Genomic DNA, 272 nt, shown 5'->3' with positions numbered 1-272 from the left:
AGAACATCTTCGTCCGCTCGGATCACTATAACTTCGTCCGCAAGGGTGTGCCTTCGGTCTTCCTCTGGCCCGGCGCGGGCGGCCCCGGCCGCGCGGCCTATGACGACTTCATGAAGAACCATTATCACCAGCCCTCGGACGAGATCGGCCAGCTGCCGGCGATCGACTGGGAGTCCGGCGTGCGCTTCGTCGACGTGAACTATCGCATCGCCCGCGAGATCGCCGATGGCGCGGAGCGGCCGGTTTGGAACAAGGGCGATTTCTTCGGCCTC

The 272-nt window shown here is 64.3% G+C and carries 1 protein-coding gene; it reads left to right on the top strand.

What is annotated here, in order from left to right:
• Nucleotides 1–272 (top strand): M28 family peptidase (locus tag NLU14_RS21835; RefSeq protein ID WP_275710564.1); only part of this gene is annotated, 272 nt, incomplete at both ends.

Origin of the sequence: Marinobacter iranensis, from assembly GCF_029207565.1 — a bacterium.
Taxonomy (GTDB): Bacteria; Pseudomonadota; Gammaproteobacteria; order Pseudomonadales; family Oleiphilaceae; genus Marinobacter; species Marinobacter iranensis.
Note: the sequence above shows the minus strand (reverse complement) of the source record. Positions and strands in the feature narration are given on the sequence as shown.